Source organism: Flavobacterium sp. DSP2-3-1, from assembly GCF_049896865.1.
GTDB lineage: Bacteria > Bacteroidota > Bacteroidia > Flavobacteriales > Flavobacteriaceae > Flavobacterium.
Genome location: NZ_JAFCVD010000013.1, coordinates 57,654 through 84,571, shown reverse-complemented (window position 1 = coordinate 84,571; position 26,918 = coordinate 57,654). Strand labels below are relative to the sequence as shown.

The 26,918-nt window shown below is 31.3% G+C and carries 24 protein-coding genes; 5 read left to right on the top strand and 19 right to left on the bottom strand.

From position 1 onward, the window contains the following. Positions 1-223 (top strand): IS30 family transposase (locus ACP7AT_RS14550; RefSeq protein ID WP_426065122.1); only part of this gene is annotated, 223 nt, incomplete at its 5' end. A gap of 189 nt (positions 224-412) precedes the next feature. On the opposite strand, the gene ACP7AT_RS14545 is transcribed toward ACP7AT_RS14550, so the two are convergent. The 13 genes from ACP7AT_RS14545 to ACP7AT_RS14485 form a co-directional block, all read right to left on the bottom strand. Continuing rightward, complete coding sequence (locus ACP7AT_RS14545; protein ID WP_426065121.1) at positions 413-922, bottom strand: hypothetical protein; 510 nt, start codon at positions 920-922, stop codon at positions 413-415. Between the two features lie 3 nt (positions 923-925). Then, entirely contained in the window at positions 926-1,879 is a 954-nt protein-coding gene (locus tag ACP7AT_RS14540) for a hypothetical protein (RefSeq protein WP_426065120.1), read from the bottom strand. Next, positions 1,863-2,387, bottom strand: coding sequence for a hypothetical protein (locus ACP7AT_RS14535; protein ID WP_426065119.1), 525 nt, complete (start codon positions 2,385-2,387; stop codon positions 1,863-1,865). Before ACP7AT_RS14535 ends, ACP7AT_RS14540 begins: the two co-directional genes overlap by 17 nt. Next, the gene (locus ACP7AT_RS14530) at positions 2,380-3,480 is read right to left on the bottom strand and encodes a hypothetical protein (protein ID WP_426065118.1); all 1,101 of its coding nucleotides are present in this window, start codon (positions 3,478-3,480) and stop codon (positions 2,380-2,382) included. Before ACP7AT_RS14530 ends, ACP7AT_RS14535 begins: the two co-directional genes overlap by 8 nt. 86 nt (positions 3,481-3,566) lie before the next feature. Next, on the bottom strand, positions 3,567-5,480 hold the full coding sequence (locus tag ACP7AT_RS14525; RefSeq protein ID WP_426065117.1) for a type II secretion system protein GspD: 1,914 nt from the start codon (positions 5,478-5,480) through the stop codon (positions 3,567-3,569). 4 nt (positions 5,481-5,484) lie between these two features. Next, positions 5,485-6,888 (bottom strand): GspE/PulE family protein, encoded by a 1,404-nt coding sequence (locus ACP7AT_RS14520; RefSeq protein ID WP_426065115.1) that lies wholly within the window; start codon positions 6,886-6,888, stop codon positions 5,485-5,487. A 3-nt stretch (positions 6,889-6,891) separates the two neighbouring features. After that, positions 6,892-7,341 (bottom strand): prepilin peptidase, encoded by a 450-nt coding sequence (locus ACP7AT_RS14515; RefSeq protein ID WP_426065126.1) that lies wholly within the window; start codon positions 7,339-7,341, stop codon positions 6,892-6,894. 34 nt (positions 7,342-7,375) lie between these two features. Next, on the bottom strand, positions 7,376-7,810 hold the full coding sequence (locus ACP7AT_RS14510; RefSeq protein WP_426065114.1) for a type IV pilin protein: 435 nt from the start codon (positions 7,808-7,810) through the stop codon (positions 7,376-7,378). Positions 7,811-7,883: 73 nt separating this feature from the next. After that, positions 7,884-9,005 carry a type II secretion system F family protein gene (locus tag ACP7AT_RS14505; RefSeq protein ID WP_426065113.1) on the bottom strand — a complete coding sequence of 374 codons (1,122 nt, stop codon included), beginning with the start codon at positions 9,003-9,005 and terminating at the stop codon, positions 7,884-7,886. After that, on the bottom strand, positions 9,005-9,505 hold the full coding sequence (locus ACP7AT_RS14500; RefSeq protein ID WP_426065112.1) for a PulJ/GspJ family protein: 501 nt from the start codon (positions 9,503-9,505) through the stop codon (positions 9,005-9,007). The genes ACP7AT_RS14505 and ACP7AT_RS14500 overlap by 1 nt, the downstream gene beginning before the upstream one ends. Then, positions 9,483-9,830 carry a hypothetical protein gene (locus tag ACP7AT_RS14495; protein ID WP_426065111.1) on the bottom strand — a complete coding sequence of 116 codons (348 nt, stop codon included), beginning with the start codon at positions 9,828-9,830 and terminating at the stop codon, positions 9,483-9,485. Before ACP7AT_RS14495 ends, ACP7AT_RS14500 begins: the two co-directional genes overlap by 23 nt. After that, complete coding sequence (locus tag ACP7AT_RS14490) at positions 9,805-11,016, bottom strand: hypothetical protein (protein WP_426065110.1); 1,212 nt, start codon at positions 11,014-11,016, stop codon at positions 9,805-9,807. Before ACP7AT_RS14490 ends, ACP7AT_RS14495 begins: the two co-directional genes overlap by 26 nt. Next, complete coding sequence (locus tag ACP7AT_RS14485; protein WP_426065109.1) at positions 11,000-11,800, bottom strand: toxin-antitoxin system YwqK family antitoxin; 801 nt, start codon at positions 11,798-11,800, stop codon at positions 11,000-11,002. The genes ACP7AT_RS14490 and ACP7AT_RS14485 overlap by 17 nt, the downstream gene beginning before the upstream one ends. Positions 11,801-12,093: 293 nt before the next feature. On the opposite strand from ACP7AT_RS14485, the gene ACP7AT_RS14480 reads away from it, so the two are divergent. Together ACP7AT_RS14480 and ACP7AT_RS14475 are read left to right on the top strand one after the other, a co-directional pair. After that, positions 12,094-13,041, top strand: a complete 948-nt coding sequence (locus tag ACP7AT_RS14480) for an RHS repeat domain-containing protein (RefSeq protein ID WP_426065108.1) — start codon at positions 12,094-12,096, stop codon at positions 13,039-13,041. 2 nt (positions 13,042-13,043) lie between these two features. Further along, positions 13,044-13,574 carry a hypothetical protein gene (locus ACP7AT_RS14475; RefSeq protein ID WP_426065107.1) on the top strand — a complete coding sequence of 177 codons (531 nt, stop codon included), beginning with the start codon at positions 13,044-13,046 and terminating at the stop codon, positions 13,572-13,574. 520 nt (positions 13,575-14,094) lie between these two features. Here ACP7AT_RS14475 and ACP7AT_RS14470 read toward each other — a convergent pair. Continuing rightward, a complete protein-coding gene (locus tag ACP7AT_RS14470; protein WP_426065125.1) occupies positions 14,095-14,370 on the bottom strand; it encodes an N-acetylmuramoyl-L-alanine amidase in 276 nt (91 codons plus the stop codon). A gap of 122 nt (positions 14,371-14,492) precedes the next feature. After that, positions 14,493-15,659, bottom strand: a complete 1,167-nt coding sequence (locus ACP7AT_RS14465) for an N-acetylmuramoyl-L-alanine amidase family protein (RefSeq protein WP_426065106.1) — start codon at positions 15,657-15,659, stop codon at positions 14,493-14,495. 83 nt (positions 15,660-15,742) lie between these two features. Here ACP7AT_RS14465 and ACP7AT_RS14460 point away from each other — a divergent pair, with 83 nt between their 5' ends. Both ACP7AT_RS14460 and ACP7AT_RS14455 read left to right on the top strand, forming a co-directional pair. Then, entirely contained in the window at positions 15,743-18,493 is a 2,751-nt protein-coding gene (locus ACP7AT_RS14460; protein ID WP_426065105.1) for a putative LPS assembly protein LptD, read from the top strand. 61 nt (positions 18,494-18,554) lie between these two features. Beyond that, positions 18,555-18,935 (top strand): RidA family protein, encoded by a 381-nt coding sequence (locus ACP7AT_RS14455; RefSeq protein ID WP_426065104.1) that lies wholly within the window; start codon positions 18,555-18,557, stop codon positions 18,933-18,935. Positions 18,936-19,058: 123 nt separating this feature from the next. On the opposite strand, the gene ACP7AT_RS14450 is transcribed toward ACP7AT_RS14455, so the two are convergent. From ACP7AT_RS14450 to ACP7AT_RS14435, 4 genes are all read right to left on the bottom strand, one after another. Then, the gene (locus ACP7AT_RS14450; protein ID WP_426065103.1) at positions 19,059-19,910 is read right to left on the bottom strand and encodes an N-acetylglucosamine kinase; all 852 of its coding nucleotides are present in this window, start codon (positions 19,908-19,910) and stop codon (positions 19,059-19,061) included. Positions 19,911-20,042: 132 nt separating this feature from the next. Beyond that, a complete protein-coding gene (gene gap, locus ACP7AT_RS14445; protein WP_426065102.1) occupies positions 20,043-21,047 on the bottom strand; it encodes a type I glyceraldehyde-3-phosphate dehydrogenase in 1,005 nt (334 codons plus the stop codon). A 75-nt stretch (positions 21,048-21,122) separates the two neighbouring features. Beyond that, positions 21,123-22,109: a 6-phosphofructokinase gene (gene pfkA, locus ACP7AT_RS14440; protein ID WP_426065101.1), complete on the bottom strand. Its 987-nt coding sequence runs from the start codon at positions 22,107-22,109 to the stop codon at positions 21,123-21,125. A 384-nt stretch (positions 22,110-22,493) separates the two neighbouring features. Continuing rightward, a complete protein-coding gene (locus ACP7AT_RS14435; protein WP_426065124.1) occupies positions 22,494-26,900 on the bottom strand; it encodes a translocation/assembly module TamB domain-containing protein in 4,407 nt (1,468 codons plus the stop codon). Between the last annotated feature and the right edge of the window lie 18 nt (positions 26,901-26,918).

Here is a 26,918-nt window from a genome sequence, read left to right as displayed (position 1 = left end):
AGATTTTTTCTTTGCCAACCCTTACAGCCCTTGGGAACGTGGTGCAAATGAAAATCTAAATGGATTAATAAGACAATACATACCCAAATCATCATCATTTGATGAAATAACTCCAGAGAAAATTATAGAAATACAAGAGAAATTAAACAATAGACCAAGAAAAAGATTTAATTTTGAAACACCTAATTATATGTTTAATCAAAAAGTTGCATTTATAACTTGAATCCTGCGATTAAATCAAATCCTTTCTTATAAAAATTGGCAGCAGTATCTTTTTTAGTTAAATATATTTTTATACACATCATTTCTTAAACGCAGTCAATTTATCATTTTAATCTACCTTTTACTTATTTCTAATGCAGGTTTTTAATTCCGGTTCTAATCATTATTTCGTTACTTTCTCAAAAAAAGATTAATTATATCGAATTATTTTTTTTTCCTTGTTAAAATTAAGTTCAATAGAATCGTTGTATAATTCCTTTACAGTTACTCCTCCAATTTCATCATTTTTTCTTAGTTTGTATAGCCTGTTATCAATTTTAACCAAAATTAATTGTTCGTTCTTCTCTTTTGATGTTATATAGCCATGATATGAAATCAATGGCCAATTTATAATAATTTTTGGTTTCAAAACAATAGGATTAGTCTTAATTTTTGCATTTGGTATTTTAGAATAGTATTTTTTTGAGATGAAATTGTGTACTGGATTTTGTCTGTTCAAAAAAGGATCTCTAGCAACTTTTCCCAAGTTAAAAGTGTCTTTATTTATCTGATTTAAATTTAACTCATCATTTAATTCAGTTTTGTTAGCCACCAATTCTTTTGAAAAAAAATATTGGCTAATCGTTTTATAAGCTACTGCGCCCCAAAGCCCCAAAACCACAATTATCAGAATACTATTTATTTTCTTTTTTGCAGTCATAATCTAATTTATTGTAAACTTATATGGAGCACTAGCTACACTAACATTTCCCGCTTGATCTATAGCCTTTATTCTCCAAAAATAAATACCTGCTGTAGAAAAAGTTTGTTGAAAGGTGGTTGAACTTGCGTTAGATGTTTGACTAATTGTTGTGAAATTTTCATTGTTTGAAAATTCAATTTTATAAGAAATTGGGGCTTGAACAGTTCCTGAGTCTGTAGCTATCGTCCACGTAAAAGATACCTTTTGATTTATTATTTGTAGAGAATTGTTTGCTGGTGTAACATTTTGTGGCTGATTAGCAATTACAGTATCCATAGAAAATTTTCTCCCTGCATATTGTAATGTTTCGGTAGTGCCGTTCTTTGCTTTTACTCTCCATTCATAGATTCCATCTGCTAAATTTGGAATATTTAATGTTACAGATATTCCTGTAATAGCTGATTTTAGATAGATTTGTTGACCATTTATAATATTAATTACTTCAACACTATAACTTGTAGCATTTGGAAGGGATTGCCAATTAAACGTGATATTAGTAAAATTCACATAGATCTCATTTTGAGGGCTTGATAAAATGACTTGCTGGTTTGTTAAGTCCTCAGAAATGACTGTTGAAAAAGTTGCTGGAAATGAATAAGATGATTGATAGGCAAAATTCTCGCCTCGCACCCTCCACTGATAAGTTCCCTGTTTTAATGGATATGTTAAATTCGTTTTACTGACTAATGAATCTAGTATTGTAGATTGATTTGCGCCATATATTTGTACTCGATAATTATAAGTACCTTTGAGGCTGTTCCATTGAAATTTAACTACGTTACTCTCCACTTTCGATTCATTCAGAGGAGAAATAATTAGCACTGAATCGTTCGTAATGTCTTCTTCAAAAATATCTTCACACGACATTGTTACTATTGCCAAAGCGAATAGTATAATTTTATTTATTGTTTTCATAATTTTGGAAAATCATTTTTAAATGTAAAACGTCAGATTTATTATTTTTCTTAACGATGTAAAAATTCATGCTAACCATTCTTGAAAAGTTAAATTCTTTTTCAAAATCATATCCTAACTGCAATAGTTGATTACTATTTCCTGTTACATCAAGCTGGTTTGTAATAATCGCATAATTATCATCAGGAAAAACATGAATAGGCTGCAAATCATTAATAGAAACTTGCGGTTGTTTTTCGGCTGCAAAACTTACTATACCTTGTTGCACCATTTCTTTAGTTATTCCCTCTTTACCGATTATATTATCTAAATAGACAATATCTCTAATTAATCCATCAGTGTTATTTGCTTTTTTATTGATATCGTCTGCTTTTGCCGACAAAACTTTGTATTCACTGATTACCTGAAATAATGTGTGGAATGATCTTTTGTATGCCGTTATTGAAAGCATTAAAAAGACAACAATTAATGCTGTGCATTTTGTTTTATAGGAATAGTTTTCAAACATCTTTTATTGCGATTTTTACTTCAAATTGGGATTTGTTTTTCTTATCCTTTTTAAAACTTATAATTTCAAAATGCTGTAGCCAATTCATTTTTTTCAAGCCTTCCATCCATCCATTAAATGATGACTCTTTGAATGTTTCCCCTTTAACTATAATAGTTTTAGCCTCAAAATTCATTTTCTGATTCGCTTTGATTTCTTTATTTAACGGTGTTATATTTAACGCTGTCAAAGAAATATCCTGTGGTATTACTTTAATTATTTCATAACCATAATAGGAAAGAAATTTTGAAGACAAAAAACCCGACTCTTTTAAAATACTTTGTTTCTTTTCTTTTTGCTTTTCTAAATCCAATATCAACTGATAGGATTGATTTGAATATACATTTTGAAGATTGAGTTCTGCATTTTTTGACCCATAATGCTGTATCAAAAGATAACTTGCTAATAAAGTCGTCAGAAACCCTATAAGCATTGCAATACCAAAAATATTAAATGCTTTTTTATAAATAATTTCTTCAACATTTAAAGTTTCATTTTTCGTTTTCGAAACTTCTTTTGGCTGAATAAAAAAATGAATTAACGTACCATAAAGCGGTAAAAAACTGCTTGAAATAATCTCTTCTCCAATGGTATATTGTTCTTTTTTTATTGATTCTGTTTGTTTTTTAAAGCCTACAAGCTTTTCATTATCAAATTCCAAAAACAAATCGTTTGAAATTATTGTTTCGTTTTTTATAGCAGTAAATAATAATGCTGACAAAAAAGAACCAATATAAATATCCACTACTTGAAATCCTTTTTTTTGAAATTTTATTATAGTATCATCTACAATATTTTTCCTGCAAAAACTTATAAAATTACTATTAGATCCTTCTAAACTCGTTTGGTAAATCGATTTGTAATCAATGTTTTTCTGCCAACTTACATCTGCCTCATTATTCAAATTAATCTCCTTGTTTAACACTCCTTTTCCATCCACAACCAGAATTATAGGCAGCTTTATATCGATATTTTTACGTAACTCCCCGACTGTGTCATAAAAAGCCATATTGACAACATCTATTTTTTGACCTTTCTTTTTAACTGTAAGCACGCTGTAGCTTTCGTCGTCGTCTTTTTTAATGACACCAATAACATGCAAATTATTTAATTTTATTATTTTAGATATAAATGTAATCATCAATATACAACTGTTGGTTTGATAAAAATATGCAATTTTGAATTGCTTTTTCCTTTTTTACGACTGCTAAAAAACCATTTAATAATTGGAATTTTTGATATTAAAGGCGTTCCTGAACCTGAATTTTCTTTTTTCAATTCGTCCAATCCTCCCAATAAAATCATTTCGTTATTTTTAACTCTCACTAAAGATTCAAATTTTTGAGTTGCTTTTCCAGGAGGGGCAGTTTCTCCGGCTCTACCTAAAAACGAACTTTTTTCTACTGCAATTGTTAATGTTACATTCTCATCAGTGGATACAAAAGGTTTAATCGATACGGTTAAGTTGGCATCGGTTGACTTCCATGTTCCTGAATTCAATATATCATTCCCGATACTATTATTAATCAATCTATTACTTTGTTCAAAATAATAACTGGTTTCACCAATAGATAATTTCGCTTCATGTCCGCTGATCGTCGCTATTTTCGGTGTAGATTCTACTTTAATTATCGAATTATTTTCAAGCAACTTTAGGTTCAAATAAAACGACGAGGCTACTTTCCCTAATTTAAAAAGACCAAAACCATTGAAAGCATTGATTAAACTATTCACTGACGAAGCATTTACTGTTACATCAGCAGTAGGAAACAATACGCCTCCAGTTTGTGTTTTATTTATTTTATCCAGACCCATTTTCATTCCCGTTTGAATATCGTACGACTTGTTATATTGCACAATAATCACTTCAATCTGAACCATTGGGACTACCTTATCAATCTGCTTGATATATACTTTTAATTCTTCAAGTATCGATTTTGCACCTGAAACAATTAGTCCGTTTAATTCAACAAATTCCTTAATTTCTAATTTTTCTGAAAAGATCTTTGGAAGGGAAGCAAGCACTGATTCAATAGAACGATTTTCCAGCTGGATCATTTCTGTAACTCTCAATCCTTCTGTTGCTTGTTCCCCGATTAGGTATAAGTTATCCTGTTTCTTAAAGGTGTATTTTTTGCCTTTAAAAATATTTTCCAGTAGTTCATCAAAAGTGATATTGTCTGCGGACAATGTTGTTTTTTCGTTTTCTGGTTTGTTATATAAGAAGTAGTTTATGTGCAATTTTTCGGCAGCCTCCGTTAATAAATCGGCGGTATCAGCAACGTTTGCTTTAACAGATAAAAACCCCGTTTTATTTAAATCAACCTGATAATATCCTGGAGAACCTGTGCTCGCTTTGGGTTGTTTTGACTTTGAGCTACTGCCATTGTTTAATGTAGCATTACTATTTATTTCATTATTTTTCTCAATAAAATAAAATCCATTTTCATCTTTGGTTGCAACCAGATCATTTGATTTTGCCAACATTTCTATTACCTGATCAAAGGGTCTGTTTAGAATATATGCTGACACTTTAAGAGTTTTTACATTAGGAGCCAGAACTAAATTCTTACCGGACTTATCAATAATTGCCTTGGTAACTGATGGTAATGAATCGTTTTCCAGTTTAACAGACAAGAAGTCATTCTGAGAATTATAATTTACATCAATAACTTTGGGTAATTTTTTTTCAATAATTTTAACCTCTTTTCTCTTTTTAAAAGTGATGATATTATTCATAAAAGTGACTTCTAAATCATATTTTTGAACAAGATGAATAAATACTTCCTTCACCGTTACATCATAAAAATTATTGGATATTGCTTGATCTAAGTCATCTTCAATATCTATATTTAATTGATGTTCTTCTGCCATTGATGAAATAAAATCATGTAACGTCAGTCCTGAAACATCAATTTTTATAGATTCATTTAAACCTTTTTTTTGTATCGACAGCTCGTCAAATTTCCGGCTCAACTCATTTATATCTTGTTGTGCAACAACAAGATTTGTAAAAAAGAACCCAATTAGTATGTAAACAATTTGTTTGAACATTTATTTATATGTTAATTAAAATAGAATATATTTCCTCTAAGGCCGTTTCACCTTCGGCTAAAATATCAAAAGCCTTATCAGACAGCGATTTATAGTTTTCATCATTATTAAATAATTTCGTAATCGTATTGTTTTTTATTGCTTCACAAATCGTATTATCGATAGTCAAAACTTCATAAATAGCCCTTCTGCCTTTATATCCTGTATGAAAACACTTGTTGCAGCCGACAGGTTTATTATATTTTGAAATTTCATACGGAAATTGAAAATTCCCTGGAAAATCTTCTTTATAACATTCCACTTCTTTCTTACAATTGTTACAAAGTTTTCGTATCAATCGTTGTGCGACAGAAAGATTTAATGTTTCTGCGATCAAATAAGATGGTACTCCCATGTCTAATAATCTCGAAACAGTACCTATCGCCGAATTCGTATGTATAGTTGAGAGTACCAGATGGCCCGTCAATGAAGCACGAATGGCCATTATAGCAGTTTCAGAATCACGAATTTCCCCTAACATAATTACATCAGGATCTTGCCGTAAAAACGATTTTAAGGCCGAAGAAAAAGTCAATCCAATATCTTCTTTTAGCTGTACTTGATTGATGCCTTTTAAAGTATATTCAATGGGATCTTCAACCGTTACAATATTTCTTCTGCTATCGTTTAGCAATCGTAAAGTAGCATAAAGTGTTGTTGTTTTTCCAGAACCCGTTGGACCACTTATTAAAATAATTCCATTAGGCTTTTTTACCGCTTCTAAATAGTGTTCCAGTTCTTTTTTTTGGAGACCTAATGTACTCAGATCAATATTAGATGCATCTTGTCCTAACAAACGCATTACTATTTTTTCTCCAAATAAAGTTGGTAAAATAGAAACCCTTATGTCGAACGATTCGTTAGTAATCCTCCCGTCTTGTGGCAGTCGTTTTTCAGTAATATTAAGTTTGGCTTTTATCTTAATCTTATTCACTAATTCCAGATAATTTTCTCGCTCAACCATATATCGCTCAATTAATTGACCATCTATTCTAAAACGGATCCGGGATGAATCTTCGTAAACCTCAAAATGAATATCACTGCATTTCAAGGATTTTGCTTCTCCTAATAAGTTTTCAAGAAAATCTCCTTTGTCAACATTAAGTGATTTACTTAAATTTACTTGTCTATCTTTTCGGTAATAAATAGATAGTGCTTTTTCAATTTCAATGGTATCTATCGGACTGAAAACAATATGTTTCCCTAAAAAAAGTTCCAATTCTTCCTTAGCATCCGGATTGTTAGATAAGTCATCGATGTATAATTCCAATGTGTTTTCAGAAACTGATTTAGGCAATATTCTATACTGATTTGCTAAATCACTTGAAATGCTATGCTGATTTTCGGAAAGGATTACTATTTCTTGCATAACTTATAACAACGTAATTTTTTGAAAATCCAACATCATATCTTTTATGATTAGTATAAATAATAGTAGGGCTGAAAATCCTGCTAACGGAACCGTATTCTCCCGAATTATTTTTTTCAATCCCAACTGAAGGCCTATTGCAAAAATCATTGAAAATATGAAAAATAGAATGTAGTTTTGAAGTAGGAACAAGGGAGCTATTGCCACATAAAACAATAAATCTCCTAACCCAAAATAATTTTGAAAAGGGTTTAAAAATTTTTTGGTTTTTAGACTCATATAAAGAATTAATATGCTTAATGTTAGTAAGAAAAAAACCAAATTATAAACAATAATTTTAAACAAAATTTTATTTTCATGTTGAATCACATATAAAGAAAAAAGGAAAATAGCTAAAGGTAATCCCACGTGAATTCTCCTGTATTTCCAATCTTGAAAAAACACAGCCAGCAAACAAAGTAATAACCCTATATATGCAACTCTCAATTTATTCCTTTGTTACTTCATTCAGCATTTTTTTATTGTCAATTTCCCAGGTATTGAAACTTCCATCACTATCTAAATCAGATGCTGCAGTTGCTCTTGCTGAAAAGGAATCATTTGAAGCATCAATAATTTCGATTTTATATACTGCTTGACCACCCTCATCAACTGTCAATTCCTGTTCAAAGCCAAGTTCCTCTAAGTTACTTGAATATTTAGAATGTCTGTAGAAATAACTTTTTTCTAAACCATATATTTGATTAAGCATGGCTTGTGCTTCAATAGCTTTTGCCTGACCAATAACTGATGTTTGGTTAGGCAACACCATTAATAATAGTATTCCAATAATGCACAATACAATTAAAATTTCCGTCAAAGAGTATGCTTTAACCGAAGCTTTTTTAATGTTTTGTAACTGTTTTTTAATCTTCTCTAACATCGTTGTCTGATTTTATTTATTAAATATAGTTAATTTTAATAATTCAAAAATACACATTGTAACCAAATAATTGTTAATTTTTTATTATTTTACTTAAATCAAACATTGGAGCATACATAGAAATCATAATTACCCCCACAATTATCCCAATAACAATAATAATCATGGGTTCTAAAATAACACCAATCATTTTTGTTTGATGACTAATTTCCTCATTGTATTGTTCTGTTAATCGCTCAAACATTGTTTCCAACTGATTGACTTGTTCTGCAACTTCAATCATAGAAACCATTTTGTTTTCAAACACATTATGTTTTTTTAAACTTTCATTTAAAGATGCACCGCGAGTTATATCCTCTTTTATTTCTTCAATTACAACTTCAATAGGATAAAAGCTTATCATTTTTGCCGTTAATGACAATGAACTTATCAATGTAGTTTTAGAAGTAATCAATAAATTCATTGCCTGACAAAAACGAGAAATATAAATTTTTCGGATTAAATTCCCGAAATAGGGAATTTTCAGTATTAATGTTCCTGTACAGGCTCTATAACTTTGTTTCTCTTTTAATAAAGCGTGTGCTATTATTAACCCTACTATTACCCCTATCACAACCGTAAAAAATGTTCCTGAATGATTCGATATTTTTATAATAATTTGGGTGCTTTTTGGCAATTCACTTCCAAATTGCTTAAATACCGAGCTAAACATCGGCACTACTTTATTTAGCATAAAATAGAGTACTAGAAAGGTCACTAACATGACAATAGCCGGATATGTCAATACCGAAACGATCTGTCTTTTCATCTGAATCTTTCGGTTGAAATATTTCTGCAATTCGCCTAATACCTCTTCCAGTTTTCTTGTCTCTTCTCCAATTTGAATACTGTAATATTCATAGGCAGAAAATTGGTTGGTTTCCCGCATCGATTCATAAATACTTTTTCCATCAACTACTTTATCTTTGATTTGAATAATCATTTCTTTCTCAAAGTTAGTATTCGATTGATTGCTCAATATTTCCAGTGCTTTTTTAAAATCGACACCAGACTTTAAAAGCATTCCTAGTTCTCTATAGAATACTTCTTTCTTCTTATCCGAGAGTTTTTTAAAAAACTGGAAAAGACCCGTTTCTATCTTGAAATGAGTTTTCTCTGACTTGTCCGCTTTGTATGTACTTAGATCTAAACTCATTATTCTTTTATTGCTTGTAACAATTCATTAGCGTACACCCTTTTGTAGAATTTTAAATCCATTTCTCTTTCATTTACCTTTACGTTCAATTTTAATTTTTGAAAAACAATTCTTTGGGATTTATTTTTAACTGAGTCAATAACTATTTGTTTCAATTTGATTTTAAATGTATCAATAAATATTTCTGTACTCCGCAAGATATATTCTTCCTGAAAATTGTATTTTACGGTTTCACCAGCATATCCATTAAAAATCACTTCGTTTTCGCTAACCATCATTTTTTCATTTTCAAAAATATCTTTATTAACACTATAGGTCAATCGGTTGATATCATTAACCAATTCATTTTGATTTTTATAATCTAACATCCGTTCCGTTACAATTGAAAAAATCACAAAAACAATCCCCATGATAATAGCTGTAATTGCCATACTGACAATAGCTTCTATCAGTGAAAATGCGGGAATCGAATTTGTGTTATTCATTATTGGTTTGAACATAAAAAGTTTTTTCAAACTGAAATTGTGTGCTGTCTTTGTATTGTATTGTTATCTTTTTCAAGCCATTATTAATGTTTTCTTCTTCCACAATAAGATTTTCATCATCACCTTCATACAATAAGGAATCGGTTTTTAGCTGTGCTAAAAAAAACAATTCATTCGCCTTGTTTTGTGTATCATAAAACTTTGTGGCTGTTCTAGGTGTAAAAACAGCTGCAAAAATCATGACGGCAAAATACAAACACACCGAGATTATAGTCAAGGCTATCATAGATTCTAAGATAGAATTTGCTTTTACGCTACAATACCTTTTTAAGAATACCATATTCAGTTTTTTTTGTATTAAACAATGGAATTGCAATAAAATAACCAGGTCGCTTGGTGGCATTAATTTCTATATCGACTATGATGTTGTCATAATTGGAAGACTGGGTTTTATGAAAAAATCGATTGGTATATACTGAGCCATACACCTTACTTTTTAAAAACAATTTTCCGGAACAATAAATATCTCCAAAAACTAATCCTTGTTCTTCAATCTCTATGCTATTTTTATCTATCATTTCCAATGGATTTCCAAACAACACTATCGCACCTGTTATTTTACTTTCCTTTTTTATTTTAATTTTACTCTCTTCGGCGCTTTCATTATAAACACATACCACTGATGGATAATTTAATGTTACTTTTTGCTCCAGTTCAATTCCTTTTGTGGCAAAAGCCTGAACTGTGCCTTTAAAACCCTCTTCGAATGTAATTTTTGGTGCGATAAGAATAACGTCTTCTAAAACGGTATTTTTTCTAACCCGAATAGAATCTTTAGAGCGCAAAATGAAGTTGCCTTTAAAAATCACATTGCTAACAATTGAATTTACCTGAATTTCTTTAGTTTCATTAAAAAAGGAATTATAATACAATGAGTCTTTGGGTCTGTCTACTTCTGACAACCCTATTTTCTCCGAATGAATTCCTTCATAAATCTTCTTGAAGTTTGGATTAATTTCCGGCAGACGAATTTCAGAAACGCTATTCTTTCCTTCAAGAATAAGTTGATTGGGTTTGTTGTTGATATAAGCTGTTTCAATAAAAGTTGACGGCAGTTGGTTGTCACCAAATAACTTAACTATTCCTGAATACGAAAGAGATTTACTTAAGTTTGCCAAATGAATCGCGGTTTTGTCAGTGGCAAAATAACCTACAAAATGAGCCGAAGCGACGGTGTCATTTTTAACCCAAGAATTTGCCAGTAGTAGCGTAAGCAAACCATACTGTTTTGTGCTATAAGCCCCTTTTATTCCTGAATTTTCATCTGCCGGTATTTCCACTGCCACCGTTTTATTTCCCAAGGCAAAGTTCACTGCAGACTGGTTATGAATATACAATTCTTCTCGAAGATTATAATGCAAATTGAGCTGACCATACAGGTTGGCTAAATACAAAATCGCTCCACAAATTATGGAGACAATCAAGCATATGTAAATGGCATACAATAAACTATGAGCTTTTACCATGGTTTTTTTGTTTTGGCTGTTTTTTGCCAAATAATTTTTTGAAGAAAATTTTTATTTTAGAATCCCCTTTAGCAGCTCTTTTTGCCTTTTCTGTTTCTTTAACTGCTTTCTTGCTTTCTTTCCATGTTTTTTCATTTTCTTTAGCGGTTGCTTTGTAAGTAGCCAAAATGGAAGCGTTTTTTAATTCTTCCGATTCTTGCAGTGTTTTTTTAGCTCTATCTGCTTTATTGCTTTCCTGTTTTAATTTGAATTTCTCTACTCTAGATAATTTCGTTTTTTTTATAAAAACGGCACCCCTTTTATAAGTAAGAGTGTCTTTCTTTTCATAATCAATCCATTTTCCGTTCATTATACCACCATTATAGTTCCCTCTCGCAGTTATTATTCCATTTTCACTATAACGAAAGTATTTTCCTGATTTTAAACCATTTTTCCAGTACTGCGTTGTTTGTATCACCCCGTTAGGATACCAAGTTTTCCAGAATCCCACTTTTAGTCCATTTTTGAATTGACCTTGTTCGGCTAATTGGTTACTGTGATACATCTTTACAAATTTATCATGCAATAACTCCCCTACTATTCCAGCTTGTGAATTGTGAATCAATCCTCCTTTAAACCAAAAATAGATTTTGTTTTTTTTAGGATTTACTTTCTTATCTGTAGTGTAAAACTCATATCTGAAATTAGGGTCTGAAATTCTTTTAATAGTGTATGGATCTGAAAAAGATACCAATAAAACTGCTAAAAGAAGATATAAAAAACGATACAATACTTTTGTTTTCAAAGGAGTAGAATTTATTTTAAAAGATGAGCAAGATATACTTTTAAAATTATTTTTCAAATAAAAATGTAAGTTTTTTAATAATAATTTATATTTGTTAGATTTTAATCTCAATATTTATTAAATTTAAAAATAAATTAATAAAAATATTAATCGTCAAATAGTATGATTATATTAATTTTCTATTTTTGAAATGCGAAAAAGTACCTATTTATGCATTTTTAGGTGCATTAAAATAACATGTAAGGTCTTATACATACTGGTTTGAGGAATGATTAGATTAGCATCCTTTTGGCATGCTCGTTCCCAACAGACATGGGAACAGTGCTACATATCGTTATGGATTTAATGGTAAAGAAAAAGACGATGAATTAAAAGGTGAAGGAAATAGTTATGATTATGGAATGAGAGTTAGTGATTCAAGAATTGGAAGATTTTTAAGTCTTGACCCACTTACTAAGGATTTTCCGTGGTATACACCTTATCAATTTGCTGGAAATAGTCCAATAGCTGCAATTGATTTAGATGGGGAAGAGCCTAAAATTGTAATCACAGGAGAAGTTACAGGTACAACTAAGATGCATGTATATGGAGCTGGTAATATAGAAGAAATTACAGTTAGAACTTTTAAGGCAATAATTCAATATACTGATGGGGATGGTAAAAGTACTCAAACAGGAACATTTAATGTTACAAGAGACGGATGGTATTCATTGGGTTCTGATTCTAAAGGAAATGCTATACTACACAATAGGTCTAGTGACCTTTCGGATAATAAAAAACTTCACATTGAACAAGTTAAGCCAAATTATTATTCAGCAGAACCAGCATTTCAAATTAGCCCAATAAATTCTTCTATTTCTTCAAAATATAACAAAAATTATATTATCGATGATGTTCCAACAGATATTCCTTTACCTAATGATGTAGTAAGAGAGAATGGAGTGTCAAAAGGAGCTCAAATGCATATAGGCGGTATATACATAGACAGCTATGGACGTACCAAATTGGCAGGGACTTATGGATGTTATGGTATTGTAGACCCGTCTCAAGTTTCTTCAAAAGAAGGAGAACTTGCAGTTCCTTCAAACTGCGAAATGCAACGATTTTCAGATGCAGTTGAAAAGACGGAAACAATGCAAGTAAAAGAATATAAAAAGAAAGCTCCTGTAGAAGTAGAAATAAAATCAAGACAAAAAAATTCAGTAAAACATGTTAAAACTAATAAAAAATTGGTAAATTAATTATGAAATTATTTAAAATATTAATATTAACATTATTGTTTTCAGGATGTATAGACAGTAAAGAAAACAGAAAAAAGAGTCAGAAAAAAGATGAACCTTTTGATTTGAGAACATCATTGATAAAGAGTATTAATAAGCCTTATTTTGTTTCTAATATTGAAAGTAAAACTATTAATGTTAAGAGAATGATTTTCTTTGACTCTACTATTGTTGATTTGAATCATAAAGAACAATTTTTAAATAAGGATAAATATTCATTGAAACTTGTTAAAGACAATATTAATTGTTGTTTTGATACTGTTCTTACGGGAAATATAGAATTAATTACAGAAGATAATTTAGTTATTTCATTTGCGAAAAAAGTTAAGATTAAGTTTATAGGTTATAATTCAAATGTTGATGTTTCTGAAAGTTATTTTAAAATATCCTCATTAGATGATTTCGTTTATTTAACCATAATTAAAAGAAAATCGAACAATAGATATCTTATAGAAATTTCTGATTATATAAAATTAAATAATAAATTATATTGATATTTTAAACCCCGCTCCCGCACGAATCCCCCAAGCTGGCGTAAGCGTCCCACTTGTTCGCACAAACAAAATAAAATAAAGGTTATAAAAAAACAGGCGTAAATTAGCCTGTTTTTTTAGTTTTATAACATCGCTACATTTTTATTAAAGAAGTCTTTAAATTTTTTAGTAGTGAGCATTTTGTCAATAATTTTAAAGACAGTGCTTTTGTCTTCGTCTAATTGCTGTGGCAATTGGATTTACTCTATTGTAGCTTATCGGATAACAATAAAGATTATCCTTCACCCGAAAACTTAATAACAGAGATTTTCCTGTTTTATTACGGATGATTTTTATTGGTCAAAAAACTTTATTTAAGGCTATAATTACATAGGCTAACGGTTCTTTATGGTTTGTATATTCTCACTTTAACACAATATTTAATAAGAATTCCAGATGACGAAAAATGGCACTTATTATTCCCCCCGCTAGTGCAAGCTACTCGCTTTTGCGTACAAACATGTCTCTTACTGAAAAAAGTTTACATATTTATACTTAATACTAAAATAGATTTACAATGTACAGAAACAAATAAATAGGCATCGATAAAATTTGCCTTTTTGGGTCTGTCTTTTAATTCTGTAACAACACCTGATTTTACGGTGTAAACCACTTTAAAATCATTGTCTTTAGTTCCATATTTGTCTAATTTCAATGTGGTTTTTAATGTAATTTCTTTTTTGAAAAAATAATGAGACGAGTTACTGGGCTCTTTACATCTATTACCTGCATCTAAAAATAACCGTAAATTTTTAATTAGATTTAGATAAAGTACTATAGCAGAACAGTAGAAATGCAGTTGTGATTTTGGTTTTAAATTCTACAGAAGTATTTGAAATATTAGTTTTTTTAATTTTATATCCGATGGGTGTCCTACTACTATTTAATAACGTCTTGAATATTGACTTTCGACCCATTTTTAAATGCTATCAAAAATGCAGAATTATATCCTTTTTCTTTTGCCTCTTTTAATTGGTTTTTTGCTTCATCATAATCAGCGGTTTCTCCATACATGTATTTGTAAACTCTATTTTCATAAGATACAGAGATATTTTTGAGTCCATTAAAATTTTTAGGAAGTAATTCTAATCTTTTACTACTGGCTGAAAGTTGCACTTTGAAAACAGGTTTAGAATTCTCAGCCATCTTTTTAGTCTGAGCTGATTCTGCTGATTGAGAACTCATTTTTGGTTTCGCAGGAGTAACAGTATCACGTAATGGTTTTTCATTAATTTTTTGGGAAGGTCTTTCCTCAAAAATCTCCACTTCGCCACTGCCATAATATTCTTTTTTATAACTAATAACAGCATCGGCAATCGCTTTGGCAATTTCGTCTTGGCCTTCTTCTGTATTTAATTTATTCCCTTCTAATGTATTAGATATAAAACCCATTTCTATCAGCACTCTAGGCATATATGCTTTGTGAAGTACCATAAATGGCGCTTGTTTCACTCCGCCTCCTCTTATTTTTTTACCTAAATCTTCAAAAGCATCTTCTACTTTACTGGCCAGTGAAATACTGTTATCCAGATATTCTTCCTGCATCAGCGTCATTCCAATCATTGTTTCAGGAGAGTTAGGATCAAATCCTTCATATTTTTGTTTGTAATCTTTCTCCAAGGTAATTACGGAGTTCTCTTTTTTGGCCGCTTCTAAGTTTGAAGCCACTTTGCTCAAACCCATAACATAGGTTTCGGTTCCATCCGCAGCAGTGTTTCTGTTGGCATTGCAATGAATAGAAACAAAAATATTTGCGTTAAATCTGTTGGCGATATTTGCTCTTTCAATTAAGTCTATAAATACATCTGTTTTTCGAGTGTAATTGACTTCCATTTGTGGTGTTGCCGCAAGTATTTTTCCAACTTTCAAAACTACAGCCAAAGCAATATTCTTTTCTATACGACCTTCATAAACAGCACCATAATCATGTGCGCCGTGGCCCGCATCTAAAGTTACCTTAAAGTTGTTAGACTGACTGTATCCAGCCAATGAAATGAGTATCAAAATAAAAGTTACAATTATTTTAATTTTACTTGTACTACGCATAAAGCTATAAGTTAATTTAATTAAAAGACTACCGCTATAAAATTATTTATTTGACTATTTTTGACAAATAATAATATGTAAGTTTGACATGTCAAAAAACAGGCCATAATTTTACAAAAATAGCATTTAAACCTTTGCATACAAACTTATTTAATATCGTTTTATTATCAATTTTCCTTTCTCTGGGTTCTGGTAAATTATATTCTCAAGATATAATAAAAAAAAAGGCTGCTGTATCCGCTAAGAGTCAAACAGATAGCGCTAAACCAAACTTAAACAGAGTCAAAACTCCCGTTTTAACGGTTGAAAAAGAAACTGATACCATAAAAATGGACAGTATTAAACCTAAAAAAGCATTTCTGGACGGGAAAGTAAGATACAAAGCAGATGATTATGCTAAAATTGACCAGAATAAAAAAATTATTACTCTTTACAATCAAGCGGAATTATACTATCAGGACGTTGAACTCAAGGCTGGGATAATTGTCATGGATTATGAAAAAAATGAAGTCTATGCCGGACGCATTAAGGATTCATCAGGCACATATACTCAATATCCAAATTTCAAGCAAGGCGCAAATGTAATTGAACCTGACTCTATTCGTTTTAATTTTAAAACGAAAAAGGCTTTGATTTGGAATTCAAGATCCGATCAAGGAGAATTTAAAATTAAAGCGGCTATCACCAAAAAAGAAAATGATTCCGTTTATTTCTTAAAAGGAGCTCGTTTTACTACTTCAAAAGACGTAGATAATCCTGAATATTATTTTCAGACTAACAAAGTAAAATTTATTCCTGGTAAAAAAGTAGTGACCGGATTAACTAATATGGTTATCGCTAACGTGCCAACGCCGATAGCTCTACCGTTTGCTTTTTTTCCAATGAGTAAAGAAACCAGCATCTCCGGTTTGATATTACCCAGCTATAACGATTCCAACAACAGAGGATTTTCACTTCAAAATTTAGGTTACTATTTTGCGCTGAGCGATAATTATGATTTAACCGTTTTGGGCGATTATTACACCAATGGAAGTTATGGATTGCGTTTTGAATCCAGTTATGCCAAACGATATTCGTACAGAGGAAACCTAAACGTTCGATTTGAAAATTTAATAACCAGCGAAAGAGGTTATCCGGATTATTTAAAACAAAATATTTATAACATCCAATGGTCTCATTCCAAAGACTCTAAATCAAATCCAAATTCCAGTTTTTCTGCATCTGTCAATCTTGGAAGCAGTAAATATTTCCAGCAATCTATCAATCAGGTGAATATTGGTTCAAATCTTAATAACACATTAAGCTCATCGGTTTCGTATTCTAAAACATTCACATCCGTGCCGCAAGTAAGAATGTCGCTGACGGCAACTCACTCACAAAATACACAAACTGAGGAAATCAACATGACTTTGCCAACTTTACAATTGAGCGTTGACCGGATTTACCCATTTGTTGGGAAAGACGGGGTTAAAAAAGGATTTTTCAAGAACATCAACTTACAATATAATTTAAACGGAAGAAACAGCATTGTTACCTCTGATTCTTTATTTTTTAAACCGCAAATGTTCAGAGATGCAAAAGTTGGTTTCCAACATAGCATTCCATTAAGTACCAATTTTAAAATATTTAAATATTTCAGTGCGTCATCATCTATGAATTATGAGGAAATTTGGTATACGAAAACAATCGAAAGAAGTTATGATGTTGACCAAAGCAAAGTAGTTGATAAAACCGTTAACGGATTTGACGCTTTCAGAACCTATTCCTTTTCCTCTAGCGTAGGAACAACGATTTATGGAACTTTTAATTTTGGTGATGATAAAAAAATAAAATCAATAAGACACGTCATGAGGCCTTCTGTATCCTATGGATATACGCCTAGTTTCGAGAAATATTATGATACTTACTCAGCTGATGCCAGCGGATCGATGATTAAACAATATTCCCGATTTGAAAATGGAATTTTTGGTGCTCCGGGTTTAAATAATTCCAATACGTTAGGCTTTGATTTGAGTAATACTTTTGAAGCCAAAGTAACCGATAAGGACAGTACTAAAATAGAGCCTAAAAAAATCATGTTGCTTAATAATTTAAACCTTTCCACTTCCTATAATCTGGATGCGGACGGTATCACTACTCTTGGGTTTTCTCCTATCAGACTTAGCGGTGGGACAACATTATTGGATAATAAAATGAATGTCAATTTTGGAGCTACCTTAGATCCGTACGCGATTGACAATTCCGGAAACCGAATTAATGTTTTTAATATTAATAATGGCGGAAGCCTTTTTAGAATGACCAGTTCTAATATGACGTTAAATTATTCTATTTCAAGCCAAGGAAAAGACGACACTAAAAAAGATAAAAATGTTCAAAGTCAACGAAATGGTGGTCGTGAAGATGATTTATTTGGAACAAATACTGACTTAGGCGACAGCAGAAGAAGCCAGTTTGAAGATGAAGAAGAGACTGAAGGCGAAGATAAAATTTCCGAGTTTTTCAACTCAAAATTACCGTGGGACATGACTTTTGCCTATTCATTAACATATGGGAACAACAATAGAGAAAATAAAATAATAGGCAATTCCATTATGATATCAGCTAATGCAGACATAACTCCAAAATGGAAAGCGGGAGTTTCTACCGGTTACGATTTTGTTCAAAAAGGTGTAACTTTCACACAGCTTCGTTTTGAAAGAGATTTGTTAAGCTGGAGAATGGATTTTAACTGGTCTCCTTTTGGTACCAATGCCAACTGGGGTTTCTTCATTGGAATAAAATCTGGTGTACTGAGCGACATCAAATGGGACAAAAGAAGCACCATTAACCGATAATTCTAATTCCACTATTAAATAATAATTTACTACCTTTTTAGTTCGAAAAAAAACTCCATTTATGAAAAAAATAATTTTTACAGAAAATGCTCCGGCACCAATAGGACCATACAATCAAGCGGTTCTTTCTGGAAATACGCTTTATACTTCGGGACAGATTGCTATTAATCCAGCAACGGGAGAATTAGTTACAGCTACCATTGAAACCGAAACAGAACAAGTGATGCAAAACATGAAAGCGGTACTTGAAGCAGCTGAAATGACATTTGATAATGTGGTAAAAACAACAATCTTTATAATGGACATGAATGATTTTGCCAAAATAAACACTGTTTACGGTTCTTATTTTAATGAAACAATTGCTCCAGCGCGAGAAACTGTTCAAGTGGCTTGCTTGCCAAAAAACGTAAATGTCGAAATTTCTATGATTGCAATTCTTTAGCAAACAATATTCGTCACTACAATTTAAAAGTGTAAGCTACTTTTTCCCATAAAAAAAATCACTACTAATTACTTGCTCAAAGTAAACTGGTAGTGATTTTTAATTTAAAGTAACTTTAAAAAACTATTTATTGGCAATATGATAAGCAATCAAACCGTCAATAGGTCTTCTTAAAACATTCCCTAATTGTAATTCGTATTTATCAAATGTTTCTTGTAGTTCTTCTTTTAAATAAAAAGCAATGGAACCTACAAAATGTACAGGAACTTCTTTACAATTTTCGTATTGTTTGATATAATTTTTTACAAAAGATTTCATTCCTTTAAAAATAATTTTTCTGCAAAACTCTGTTTCTTTATGTTGAATCAAAAACTTGGCAAAAGTTGCCAAATAAGCATTTGGATTTGGTTCTTTATACAATTTACTTTTAATAGCATCCGGATCTAAATCGTATTGTTTTTCAAATTGAACTGCCAGTTCTTTTGGCATTTTATTAAAATAATACTTTCTGATTAATTCTTTTCCAAAAACATTTCCACTACAATCATCCATGGCAATATAACCTAAAGATTGTACTTTTTGGTGCAACTCTTTACCATCAAAATAGCTACAGTTTGATCCTGTTCCTAAAATAGATACGATTGCTTTCTCCCCTTTTGGAGTTGTTGCATAAACTGCTGCATACGTATCTTCTTTTACGTCAATAATAGCGTTGGGAAAATAGGTTTGAAAAACTTGTGAAAGTGTAATTTTCATTTTATCAGTACCACAACCGGCACCATAAAAGAACAAATGGGTTGCATTTTTTTTATTTTGTAAAATATCAAAACGATCATTTAGACGTTCAATAATTTCATCTGCTTCAAGAACTTCGGGATTTAACCCTAAAGTTTGCGTCGTGAATAATACTTTGCCATTGTCATCTATTGATATCCAATCAGCTTTTGTAGAACCACTATCAACTATTAATCTCATTTTCTTTTGGTTTTTTGGTTTCGGAGTTAACTAAATTTAAATGGAGTTTAACAGAAAACATCTATTTGAAAAAAGTAACAAAAAATAAAATCCCGTTAAAACAAAGATAACGGGATTTGTAAATATATAGAATTATTTTAAACCTGCAATGTGTACAGATAAATCAATCAATTTGCTAGAATAACCATATTCATTATCATACCAAGAGATGATTTTGAAAAAAGTAGAGTTCAAACCAATTCCGGCATGAACATCAACAATAGAAGTTCTTGAATCAGAAATAAAGTCTTGAGATACAACTAAATCTTCAGTATATCCTAAAATTCCTTTCATTGTAGTTTCAGAAGCATTTTTCAAAACTGCCATGATTTCTTCGTAAGAAGTTTCTTTTGCTACTTTTACAGTTAAATCGACTACAGAAACGTCAGCTGTAGGAACACGCATTGACATACCCGTTAATTTTCCGTTCAATGACGGTATCACTTTTCCTACTGCTTTTGCGGCACCAGTTGACGATGGAATAATATTTAAGTTTGCTGCACGTCCACCTCTCCAATCCTTTTTAGAAGGACCATCTGTAGTCATTTGCGTTGAAGTTGTTGCGTGAACCGTAGTCATTAAAGCTTCTACAATTTCAAAATTATCGTGAATAACTTTTGCCAAAGGAGCTAAACAGTTTGTTGTACAAGAAGCATTAGAGACTACAATATCCGATGCTTTTGCTGTTTCATGGTTTACTCCCATTACAAACATTGGCGCATCAGCAGAAGGAGCAGAAATAATTACTTTTTTAGCACCACCTTTGATGTGTTCGTTTGCAGTTTCGATTGTTGTAAAGAAACCAGTACATTCTGCAACTACATCAACATCAACTTCATTCCATTTTAAATCTGCTGGATTTCTTTCAGCTGTAATACGGATATTTCTTCCGTTTACAAAAAGTTGTCCTTCTTTTACTTCTACGGTTCCGTTGAAACGTCCGTGAACTGAATCATATTTTAATAAGTATGCCAAGTGATCTACATCTAATAAATCGTTGATCGCTACTACCTCTACGTTATCTCTGTTGATAGATTCTCTGAAAACAATTCTTCCAATTCTACCAAAGCCGTTTATTCCTAATTTTACTTTTGACATTTTACTTTAATTTTTTTGTTTATTTTATATTAACTCAATATAAAGTCTAATTTCCTCACAATAAACTTTAACCATTTATGTAGACATAATGTCTGAAACTCTTAATAATTCTCTGTCAATTTCCGTTTTTCCTTTGATTGCTTGTTCCAAAGGCGTTAACGCTACTTTATCATTTTGCAATCCAACCATATAATTTGATTTTCCTTCTATCAACGACTCAACGGCTTTTACACCTAATCTACTGGCTAAAACTCGATCAAAACACGAAGGTGAACCACCACGTTGCATATGCCCTAAAACCGAAACCCGCACGTCATATTCAGGCAAATTGGCTTCTACATAATCTTTCAATTCGAATACATTTTTACCTATTTTATCGCCTTCCGCTATCACTACTATACTGGATGATTTCCCAGAAGCCTTACTTTTTTGTAAAGATTCTAATAATCGCTCTAAACCTAAATTTTCTTCGGGAATTAGGATTTCCTCTGCTCCTGCTCCAATGCCTGCATTCAATGCAATATGACCGGCATCTCTACCCATCACCTCTACAAAGAACAATCGGTTGTGCGAACTGGCAGTATCTCGTATTTTATCAATTACATCTACTACAGTGTTTAATGCGGTATCATACCCTAAAGTATGACTTGTTCCAAAAATATCATTGTCTATGGTTCCCGGGATTCCCATTACTGGAAAATTAAATTCAGTATTGAATAACAAACCACCAGTAAAAGTACCATCACCTCCTATTACCACCAAAGCATCAATTCCTGCTTTAGTGAGGTTTTCGTATGCTTTTTTTCTTCCTTCTGGAGTTTTAAACTCTAGAGATCGAGCCGATTTTAAAATCGTCCCTCCCTTATTTACAATGTTGTTTACACTTCGAGGTCCCATTTCTTTAAAGTCACCTTCAATCATACCTTGATACCCTCTGTAAATTCCTATACATTCTATGTTATGATAAGCACAAGTACGAACAACTGATCGAATTGCTGCGTTCATTCCCGGTGAGTCTCCTCCCGAAGTCAGAACACCAACTTTTTTTATTGTTTTTGGCATTATTTAAGTATTAAAGTGTAAAATTAGCAAACATTAACCACTTTCAAGACTGTGTTTTTAATAAATTAGTATAACTATATGAATTCAAACGTTTTCGTTGATAAGTTTTTGGGAAACAAAAATAAATTGAGTTTTATTTAACAAAATTAAAAAATAAGCAACTTTTATTTAACAATTAACAATTTGGTTGTTTTTTAATTGTTAAAAAAGTGCATTCACTGTATTATTTCCAGATACTAAATCAGGTAAGAAACAAAAGGAAACAACACAATAAAAAAAGCTTTGGAATAAAATTTATTCCAAAGCTTTTTTCTAAATAAACGTTTTTCTAAATGCCTTCAGGTAAATAAAATTATAGAGACTAAATTACAATAAGTATTGTAACTAGTTTTCTTCAGGAGGTAATCCTTCCTGATTTTTTTTGATTTTTTCAGTCTTTGTTTTTTTTGATTTAGAAAAATTAATATACGCCGGAGATAAATTCGAATCTTGATCTTCAGAAACACGAGCGGGAACATCATCAAATTTAAGATTTTTGAAAATCTTATTGACAAACTCTTTAAAAGTTTCAAAATCAACTTCGTAGGAAACCCCTAAACCTTGCGTATATCCAATTCCTTGACCAACGTAATTAATGTCATTTTCTTTGTTAAAAAGGCGCAAATTAAGTGTTCCGTCCTCGTTCACTCGATATAAAACTTCAACATCGCCCACAATAGCCGATTCATTTATTCCTCCAAAAGGAACTCCCAACTTACCATTAATAGTCACTCTTTCATTAATTTTTGACGAAATTGTGGCAATAAATCGTCCATCAGTTTCCTTTCCTATTCTTCTATCAGCACCAATAAAATTAAGTCCTACTTTAAATTTTTCATCATCTGATTGAATAATTCCACCTAAAATACTCGAAGCAGTTTCAAATAAACTTCCTGAAAAATCAGACTGACTAACGCCTTCCGGACTTAAAAATCCACCAGAAGAGAGCAAATATAATGCCTGCGTTTGACGAACATCTTTATCATTTAATTTATATTGAATTTCCGATTTTAATACATTACTGACGGTTGGGAATTCAATATTAAAATCAGGTTCCGGACTAGTTAAATCGCCTCGAAGTCCTATCACAACTTCAACTGGGACTTTTGTATTAAAAGAAGAATTATCTAATAAAACGGCTGGATTTGCCGATGTTTTGTATATGGCTTCCAGGTTGAGCTGCGCTTTCATAGGGTTACCTTCCCATGTGATTGAACCTCCTTTTTTAACCTCAAATTTCTTATCAATAAGTCCGCCGTATTTAAAGTTATAAGTTCCTTCGTACGCCTGGAAATCCCCCCACATATTAAATCTTCCTAAAGTGTTGATTTTAAACAATAACGATCCAAACCCTTTTCCTTTCATTCCGTGACCAGTATTTCGATCCAAAATCACTTCCACTTCGGCATCCGGCGTTATATCAAAATCAAATTCTAATTCCAGTCCGTTATAATTCCTTGAATTTTCAACAATACCATTCTTTACGTTATATTTTTCCTGCGCTGTGACAAAATGAATAAAAATATTATCACTCACACTCTCGGCATTATTAATTGGTATTTTAATAGCAGTTCCTTTTTCGGATTTTGCCTCTACTTTTATAAACAAGGAATTAGTTGGACCTTTGATTGTTGCTCTACCATCAATAAATGCAGTGCCATAATAGGCTGCATCTTCACGATCTTTAGTATCTAACGCTAGTAATCTTTTTGAACTAATCGCTAAATCTAATTTCCAATCCGTAAAATTATTGTGTTCAATACTACCGTTTAAGTTTCCTATTGTTCTGTACTTTGTATCCGTCAACGTATTGTTTCTGAATAGAAATTTCTCATCTGTTAAATCAATAATAGTGTTGTCACTTAATTCATAATCAACATTTAGATACGGAATGGTAATTCCTGCATTGTCTAAATAAAGTCGCCCGTTAATATTTGGTTTTTTAAGATTACCCTCAATGGTGGAATTGCCTGAAATAGACCCTCTAATATTAGACAATACTTCTCCACCAAGCGAGTTTAATGTGGCAATATTAAATTTGTCAAATTTAAGTTTCAAATCAAGAATAGTTTCTTTGTTAACAATTTCAAAACTTCCGTCAGCATTAAATGATTCAAGATTTTCATTTTCTAAATCCGAGTTTATAGTAAACTTTCTCAGGCTTTCATCTCCTTCAATATCAAAATTCAAAGTCCCCAAATCGGTTTTATTCACGTTAAGCTTATCAATTATTATTGAAGCTGTAGGTTGATAAACGTCCTTATTTTGTTTGAAATTGACTTCTCCATTTATATTTCCATGTACGACAAACTTGTTATTGGCAGGCGTAATTTGATTTAAATCGACATCCTTAAAACTCAGCTTTATATCCTTAATGGTTGTGTCCTTAAAAATTCCATCTAACGAAATCGACTGATCTTCATGCGATAAAATGATATTATCAATATCAAAATTCTTAAATGATTTATCAAAAACAATCTGGTTGTTCGGTGTTTCGTTTTCATTTAAAAACCAAAGATAATCCTTGAATTTCACCTCCGATTTACTAATTCCTACCACGTTATTATTATCCTTATTTATAGTATGGTATAAATTCAGATTAAAATAATCCTGTGCGGTTGGACCTCCTTTAAATTCTGATCGAAAGAATAAAGTATCTTTCATTGTAACATTAATCAAACTAAAGTCACGTATTTTATAGTATTTTGTTTTAATGCTATCCAATTCTATAAAAGCATTATAAAGTGGGTTTTTATTGTCAACCGAAACTCTGATATTGTCAAATGTATTGCTGGAAGCTACGATTTGCGGAGAATTAAAGTTGAGTTTAAACTCCTGATTATCGGAGTTAATATTTCCTTTGACTATAGTATTGGCACCGATTGAAATTTCCGGATAAAATATTTCAATAATTTTATTGTAAATAGAAAAATTAAATTTCAAAAACTGTCCTTTCTTTACCTTACTCGGTTTGAAATTGGTATAAAGACTTCCCAGAGAATTCTTAACCAAATTCTCCAATTGATTAAATTCATATTTACCCACAATTTCACCCTGAACAATATCTGGGGAATTTACAGTTATAGTTCGAATTCTGTTATTATCAAAAGTTGAATTTATGGCAAAATCATCAAATTTATAAGTGTCTTTCGCATTTTGATAAGACGTTTTATTGATATAAACATTTCCTTGAAAATTCTCAATATTATTTCCTGAAGCCTGAACCACAACATCACCTTTAAATACGGAAACGGAATCTTTTATCAGTTTCAATTTATTCAAATCGGCATTTTCAACATTAATATGAAAATCGTAACGACTGTCTTTCTTGCTTAAATCCAATAAACCGTCAAAAATCATACTCAAATTGGGATCATTTACAGAAATTTGACCTTTGTAATAAGGACTTTTAAGCGTACCGTCGACAACAATATTGGTGTAATTATAACTCTTATACTCTATTTGACTTATGTCTCCTTTAATAGCTGTGTCTAAATATTTTTGTTTAAAACCTTTTCCGTCCACATCAATATTCAAACTTACCCTGCCCAATTCTTTTTGATCTAATAAAGTCGCAATGTCAAAATTTTCTAGAATTACATTTCCTAAATAAGAAGCCTTATCAATTTCATTAATGTTTTGTATCTCTAAATTTGAAGTGACTCTTCCAAGAGCAGTAATCATAGAAAAATCAGCTTCTACGGCAGTGGTTGAAACAGTCGCAGTTCCCGATGCTGAAAATCTTCCTAATTTTTTTAATGAAGTAGGTAATTTAGTTCCCAAAATATTCGGCAGAATAACTACCAAATCTTCGTAACTGGACGTTAACTTATCAAACTTAGCGTACATCGAGAATTTCTGACCTTTCTTAGCAAACAAATTCTTAAAATTAATATCACCTTTAATTTGTGTTTTGCGTTCATCAACTAACTCCAAGTTTTTAAATTTCAAGTCATTTAATGTACCTTTAATACTTGCCTTAGTATAAAAATGTTGGTTTTTACCAATTTCTTTATAAAAATAACGTATATCATTTGATGCTACAGAAGCCGAATTCAATTGGATATCAAACAGCACTTTATCGGTAAAATTAGAAAAATCTTCTATTTTATAATTCAACAAAACAGTTCCAACCAGCGTTGATTCCTTGGTCAATAAATCAAGATTTTCAAGCTTTATATTTTTCTTTGAATAGGTGAATTTTGATTTCAAATTTTTAACATACAATCCGCGAAAGTCAAGAAAAGACATTTTATTTATATTGGTAGTCACGTCCGGACCATATATCAAAAAATCAGTTACTGAGGCATTCAGTTTCGTGAAATCTAAGTCTTTTGGATTTTCACGATTTTGGTCCGTTACAATAAAACGTCCATTGTAAATTTTCAAATTATTTGCTTTCAACAAGAATTTTCTACTGGAAGTTTTACCGGTTTCAAAAGCTTTTATGAATTTATCAAGATTAGATTCTTTTTCGTTTTTATACGTTTTCAAATCTAAAAGCAATCCATGCAAATCTAAACCATCAAAAATCAAATCGCCATCAAGTAATTTTGTACTTTCTAAAATTGTGGTAGCAATTCTCTCCGAATAAATTAATGTGTCTTGGTGATGATCACGAATCAAGACTTTCTTAAATTTCACGCCTCCAAAAACGGAAACGGCAACTCCGTCAATAGCAATATTAGTTCCAAAATCTTTATTGATGCTGTTCATGAAGTAGTGTGCAATCTTCGTCTGAACAACTGGCATGGTAAGCGCAATAGCAAG